1 protein-coding gene is annotated in these 3,591 nt (G+C 70.2%); it reads left to right on the top strand.

The annotated features are described in order from the left end of the window. Nucleotides 1–170: 170 nt before the first annotated feature. Nucleotides 171–3,539 carry an FxSxx-COOH system tetratricopeptide repeat protein gene (gene fxsT, locus MJ785_RS18740; protein WP_239382056.1) on the top strand — a complete coding sequence of 1,123 codons (3,369 nt, stop codon included), beginning with the start codon at nt 171–173 and terminating at the stop codon, nt 3,537–3,539. Nucleotides 3,540–3,591: the final 52 nt, after the last annotated feature.

The raw sequence follows: 3,591 nt of genomic DNA, 5'->3' as shown, positions 1-3,591 counted from the left end.
CGTGGGCTGTATCCCCGGGTGCGTATCGCTGTCGTCGGTTTCCGGCCGGTACGTCTCCATCGAGGCTGATGATCGCTGTTGGTCCAGGCGGATGACGGGCACGGCCGGACAGCGGATGGTCGGCTGGTTTCTGCCGTGTTGGGTGATGATGGCATGCTGGGCGGGTGACCATGGGGGACAGTGAGGTTCCCGACCCGGATTTCTTCGTGTCGTACACGGGGGTGGACCGTGCGTGGGCGGAGTGGATCGCCTGGAGCTTAGAAGCGGCGGAGTATCGGGTAGTGATCCAGGCGTGGGATTTCGGGGCCGGGTCGCACGTCGTTGAGGAGATGCATCGGGCAACCGCGCACGCGGCCCGGATAGTCGCGGTGCTGTCGGCGGCCTATCTGGAATCGGCGTATGCAGCGCCGGGGTGGCAGGCGGCGTGGGCGGCGGACCCGAGGGGACGGGCGCGGAAGCTGCTGGTGTTTCGGATCGAGGAGTGTCTGCTGCCGGGGCTGTTCGCTCAGATCGTCTCTGTTGATCTGTTCGGTGTGGGTAGGGACGTGGCACGCCGTGCGGTGCTTGCCGCAGCTGCGGGCGAGCGGGGGAAGCCGGCCATGGAACCGGGCTTCCCCGGCGACCGGGCTGGTGCGGGTGGGGTAAGTGGTCCGGCGTTCCCGCCGGATCTGCCGGCGATGGGGGGTGTGCCGGCCCGGTTGGCGCATTTCGTCGGCCGGGAATCGCTGCTCGCCCAGGTGCATGAGCGGTTGGCGGCGTCGGGGTCGGTGGCGGTGACCGCGCTGGCGGGTATGGGTGGGGTCGGCAAGACGGCGCTCGTGGTCGAGTACATCCACCGGTATGCCGCAGCCTTTGACCGGGTGGGCTGGGTCCCGGCCGAACGGCCGGAGCTCATCGACGGCTTTCTGGCCCACGTGGCCCCAGTGGTGGGGCTATCCGCCGATGCGAAACCGACGGCGGTGGTGGCGGCCTGGGCACGTCTACCCCGGTCGTTGCTGGTGTTCGACAACGCCGACGACCCCGATGCGATCCGGATGATTCAGGGTTTCCGTCCGTCACCAGGCGCGGGCCGGCTGCTGGTGACCTCCCGGCGGCGGGGTTTGACCGCGCTGGGGGCGACCATCACAGTGCCGTTGCTGGCGCGGGCAGAGGCGATGGCCATGCTGACCGGCCGGTTCCCCGGACTGGAGCCGACGGTCGCGGATCGAATCTGTGCGCTGCTGGGGGATCTGCCGCTGGCGGTGGAACAGGCCGCCGGCTATCTCGACCAGACCGGTACCCCGCCCGGCGAGTACGCCGACCTGCTCGCCGACCAGCTTGGCGACATGCTCGGTGAGGGAGAGGTGGCCGACCGGCAGGGGATGACGGTCGCGGTGCTGTGGGAGTTGTCGCTCCAGCGGTTGCGCGGTGACCATCCGGCTGCGGTGGAACTGCTGGAACTGTGTGCGTTGTGCGATCCGGAGACGATCCCTCTCGACCTGTTCGCAGATCCGGCCGGGTTTACCGACGGACCGTTAAAGGACGCGGTCGGTAACCGGGTGCGGTGGGCGGCGACAGTCGGCGCGCTGGTGGGGTACAGTCTGGCCCGCCGCGACCGGGACGCGGTGGACGTGCATCGGCTGGTGCAGGCCGTGACCCGCCGGGCCATGAGCGGCGCGGTGTATACGGCCCGGATTGGGACCCTGGTGCGGCTACTGCACGGCATCCTGCCCGAAAACATCGAGCACAATCCGGAGGCCTGGCCGGCCTGGCGGGTCTGTCTGCCCCACGTCACCGCGGTGCTCGGGCACACCGATGCCGACGCCACCCTGGATGGCCTGTCGTGGCTGTGCGACCGGACCGCGACCTACCTGCGGGAACACGGCCAGCCTGCTGCGGCGCTACCCCTGTACCAGCGGGCGCTGACGATTCACGAGGCTGCCTACGGCTCCGACCACCCCGCCGTCGCCCGCGACCTGCACAACCAGGCGGTAGCGCTGGCTATCCTGGGCCGAGCCGGGGAGGCCCTGCCCTTGTACCAGCGGGCGCTGACGATTCACGAGGCTGCCTACGGCTCCGACCACCCCGCCGTCGCCCGCGACCTGGTCAACCAGGCGGAAGCGCTGCGAACCCTGGGCCGGGCCGGGGAGGCCCTGCCCTTGTACCAGCGAGCACTGACGATCGACGAGGTTGTCTACGGCTCCGACCACCCCGACGTCGCAGCCACCCTGAACAACCAGGCGTTGGCGCTGTACACCCTGGGCCGGGCCGGGGAGGCCCTGCCCTTGTACCAGCGAGCACTGACGATTCACGAGGCTGCCTACGGTCCCGACCACCCCGACGTCGCCACCGGCCTGAACAACCAGGCGGTGACGCTGGTCACCCTGGGCCGGGCCGGGGAGGCCCTGCCCAGGGGCCAGCGGGCGCTGACGATTCACGAGGTTGTCTACGGCCCCGACCACCCCGCCGTCGCCCGCGACCTGGTCAACCAGGCGGCGGCGCTGGACACTCTGGGTCGGACCGCGGAGGCCCTGCCCTTGTACCAGCGAGCACTGACGATCGACGAGGCTGCCTACGGTCCCGACCACCCCACCGTTGCCACCGACCTGACCAGCCAGGCGGTAGCGTTGGACGCCCTGGGTCGGACCGGGGATGCGCTGCCGCTGCTTCGGCGGGCGTTGGCGATTCACGAGGCTGCCTACGGTCCCGACCACCCCGACGTCGCCACCGACCTGACCAGCCAGGCGGCGGCGCTGGACACTCTGGGTCGGACCGCGGAGGCCCTGCCCTTGTACCAGCGAGCACTGACGATTCACGAGGCTGCCTACGGCCCCGACCACCCCGACGTCGCCACCACCCTGAACAACCAGGCGTTGGCGCTGTACACCCTGGGTCGGGCCAGGGATGCGCTGCCGCTGCTTCGGCGGGCGTTGGCGATTCACGAGGCTGCCTACGGTCCCGACCACCCCGCCGTCGCCCGCGACCTGAACAACCAGGCGGCGGCGCTGGTCACTCTGGGTCGGGCCGGGGAAGCCCTGCCCCTGGGCCAGCGGGCGCTAACGATTCACGAGGCTGCCTACGGTCCCGACCACCCCGCCGTCGCCCGCGACCTGGTCAACCAGGCGTTGGCGCTGCGAACCCTGGGCCGGGCCGGGGAAGCGCTGCCCCTGTACCAGCGAGCACTGACGATTCACGAGGCTGCCTACGGTCCCGACCACCCCGACGTCGCCACCACCCTGAACAACCAGGCGTTGGCGCTGCGAACCCTGGGCCGGGCCGGGGAAGCGCTGCCCCTGTACCAGCGAGCACTGACGATCAACGAGACTGCCTACGGCCCCGACCACCCCGACGTCGCCATCGACCTGAACAACCAGGCGGTAGCGCTGGACACCCTGGGTCGGACCGGGGAGGCCCTGCCCCTGTACCAGCGGGCGTTGGCGATTCACGAGGCCGTCTACGGCCCCGACCACCCCCGGACCATCACGGTCAGAAAAAATCTGACTGCTGCCAGGAAGAGCACGAAAGGCCGCGGGTTCATCGGGAAGCGTCCTGGGCGGTGACCAGATGTGGCCTGGACAGCCCCCACGGCTGCGGGCAGACGACGCGCCCGGT

This window comes from Protofrankia sp. CiT1 (assembly GCF_917627335.1).
GTDB lineage: Bacteria > Actinomycetota > Actinomycetes > Frankiales > Frankiaceae > Protofrankia.
Note: the sequence above shows the minus strand (reverse complement) of the source record. Positions and strands in the feature narration are given on the sequence as shown.